At 65.5% G+C, this 2,795-nt stretch carries 2 protein-coding genes; one reads left to right on the plus strand and one right to left on the minus strand.

The window, feature by feature from the left end:
- The coding region (locus QK291_RS18935; protein WP_282384395.1) for an ISL3 family transposase at positions 1–767 on the plus strand (767 nt) is incomplete at its 5' end.
- 252 nt (positions 768–1,019) lie between these two features.
- Here QK291_RS18935 and QK291_RS18940 read toward each other — a convergent pair.
- Complete coding sequence (locus QK291_RS18940; RefSeq protein ID WP_282384396.1) at positions 1,020–2,378, minus strand: IS110 family transposase; 1,359 nt, start codon at positions 2,376–2,378, stop codon at positions 1,020–1,022.
- Positions 2,379–2,795: the final 417 nt, after the last annotated feature.

Consider the following 2,795-nt stretch of genomic DNA (forward strand, 5'->3'; position numbering starts at 1 on the left):
TCCAAGACCCCGGCACGAAGGCCTGGACCCGGTACGAGCCGTGGATGACAACCATCGTGGACCTGGACACCGGCCAGGTCCTGGGCATCGTGGACGGACGCGACCACAAGGGCGTCGGGGACTGGCTCTTCGCCCGCCCGCTTCAGTGGCGGCTCGGGGTGCAGGTCGTGGCGATCGACCCGTCCGCGGCGTTCAGGAAAGCGCTGCGGATGTGGCTGCCGCGCAGTGCTGTGTCGGTGGATCTCTTCCACGTCACGATGCTGGCCAACGACATGCTCACCTCGGTCCGCCAGGGCCTGTCCCAACAGGTCCGGGGCCGGCGGGGCAGGGCCACCGACCTGGCCTGGGCGAACCGGATGCTGCTGCTGAAGGCTGATGAGAACCTCTCAGAACGGGGCCGCCACCGGCTGGCCGGCGTGTTCGCCGCCGATGATCCGACCGGGAGCCTCCAAGCTGCCTGGCAGGTCAAGGAACAACTCCGCACGCTGCTGAACACTGGCTCCCTCGAAGACGCCGCCGCCGCGAAGTCTGCGCTGACGGACCTCGTGGAACGGGCCGCGATGCCGGAAACAAACAGGCTCTACAAGACCGTGTGCCGCTGGTGGGCCGAGATCGAAGTCCTCATCGTCACCGGCGCAACCACAGCCAAGGTAGAAGCCAATAACACAGCCATAAAACACATCAAACGAACCGCGCGAGGCTACCGAAACCCAGACAACTACAAATCGCGTATCCTCTTGAGAAGTGCAGCCCGGATGGCAGCATGAGCAATCATCTCAGCAGACCATTCCCCGGGAACCTTGAAGAGATTCCCTAACGCTTGTCAACCCTTTTTTAGCTCTGGACGGCAGGCAGGCTGAGTGCACCGTCGCCTGTGTTTTGCGGGTGACGGATGGGGAGTTTTCCGTCCGCGAGATTGGTCTTGGCCCCGTTGCGCGAAGGCTGGTGGAGAGGGCGAGCGGGGTGGACCCAGGTGGGCTTTCGGCCGTCGAACGCTGTCAGTGGCGCCGCCCGGGTATTTACCGTGTCAGGCGTGCCCGTTTCGCTTCGACCGTATGGGACCGGGACTGGGTGCGCTGCTTGGGCGTGACGGTATAGCGGGACGCAATGATTTCTTTCGCGGCCCGTTTGGTGAGCGGGTGCCCCTCGGGGTCGCGGAGCTCATACATTTGCCCGGTGGTGAGGGTTTTCCAGGTCCTTTCGGCAAGTTTCCTGGCGACAGCGATGGTGGCCTGGGTGTGGCAGTGTCCGTGTTCGGTCATGAGCCGGTAGTAGAACGCGGCCAGCTGCGGGTCCATGGTCCGGGCGACGCTGCCGGCCTGGTAGAACGCAAGGCGCAACGGTGCCGGTCCTTCCTTGCTGATGGCCCGGTGGGGCTGGTTCATCATCCCGGAGGACCAGTTCGAGGGGGTGATGCCAACGTAGTTGGCTGCTTTCTTGGCGCTGTCGAACCCGGACCCGTCGCCGAAGTAGGCACGGATGCAGGGGCCGGTTGCCGGGCCCACACCGGGCAGCGAGAGGATCAGCGGGTCATCACCGTAGAGATGCTCCCACCACTGTCGGGTATGCGCGGTGAAACGTTCGACTCTGGCGCGCGACTCGGCCAGGTCAGCGAGATGCTCGGTAACGTCGACGGCCAGTGCGTCCAGATCCAGGTGACCGTCCCAGAAATCCGCCCATCCCCGGGCTGCGGCCTTGATCGCCGTGGCCCGGGCTGGGGTGTCGGCGACGCCGCGCGTGTGCTCGGCGACCACAGCCGTCAGGGTAGCAGCGCGCGCCGATGCCAGCGAGCGCAGGTGCGGCCAGCGACCCAGCACGGCGAGGGCTGTTGGCTCCGATCCGCCGAACGCGGTCCACACATCAGGAAAGGCCCACCGCGCCAGCGACAGCAGGCGCCGCCAGTACCTGTTGCCGTCAATGACGGCGCCGGCCCGGCGGACCACGGCCCGGCGAAGCGCCAGCTGCCCCGGAGATGCCAGGACCAGCGGTGGCGGGTCGAAGATCTCACCGGCGTGGGTGAGCACTTCCGAGTCGATGACGTCGGATTTGTTCTTGCCCATAATGGCACCACGGAGCCGTGCGGAGTGCCTGGCGCCGATCATTTCCATCTGGCCGCCGGCACGTTCGACCGCGAGGGCCAGCGCCAGCCAGGTCATCGATGTTGGTTCCACGACCGCCGTCAGCGGCGCCGGAACTGCAGCCAGCCGCTGCGAGAGCCTCTCCAGCCCGGCCAGTGTCGGGTCGACCGTGAAACGGCTCAGATGCTCTGTTCCGTCGTCGAAAAACTCCCGCACCGCGATATGGTGCCGTGCCGTGATGGCAGCGTCGATACCTGCCACTGCCCGCACAAGTCCTGCGGGTTTATCCTGATTCTGCATGATGGTTCTCCTCCTCGCATCGAATACGTGCGATGGGACAACCCGTCGTCGCCGGTCCACCAGCCAAGTCACCAGGCCGGGTATCCCACCCTTGGGAGAACCGTCATGCGCTCATCTGAGCGCCCTGCGGCGGGCCTCCCTCACACGCCCGCGACTGCTGAGGAAAGCGTCGGATACAGTTCCCGCGCTTGTAAGTCATCCGGTGCCCGCCCGGACGGAAACCGGTGCTGCGCACCGTTCCCTTCCGGCCACCAATTCCCTCAATCGGGTCTGCCTGGAAGACAGGCCGGGGGCGACGATCTCTTTCACGGGCCATGACGCCCAGCCGAAAACCGGAACCACCCCGGCCCCTCCCAAGGCCACCGTAAACCGACAGCCACCCACCTCAACAGGGGGGTACTTAAGAGATACAAGCCG

This window comes from Arthrobacter sp. AL12 (genome assembly GCF_029960645.1).
GTDB lineage: Bacteria > Actinomycetota > Actinomycetes > Actinomycetales > Micrococcaceae > Arthrobacter.

Coding starts and splice junctions, on each gene's coding strand:
- QK291_RS18940 (WP_282384396.1), bottom strand. CDS start 2,378: ATGCAGAATCAGGATAAACCCGCAGGACTTGTGCGGGCAGTGGCAGGT.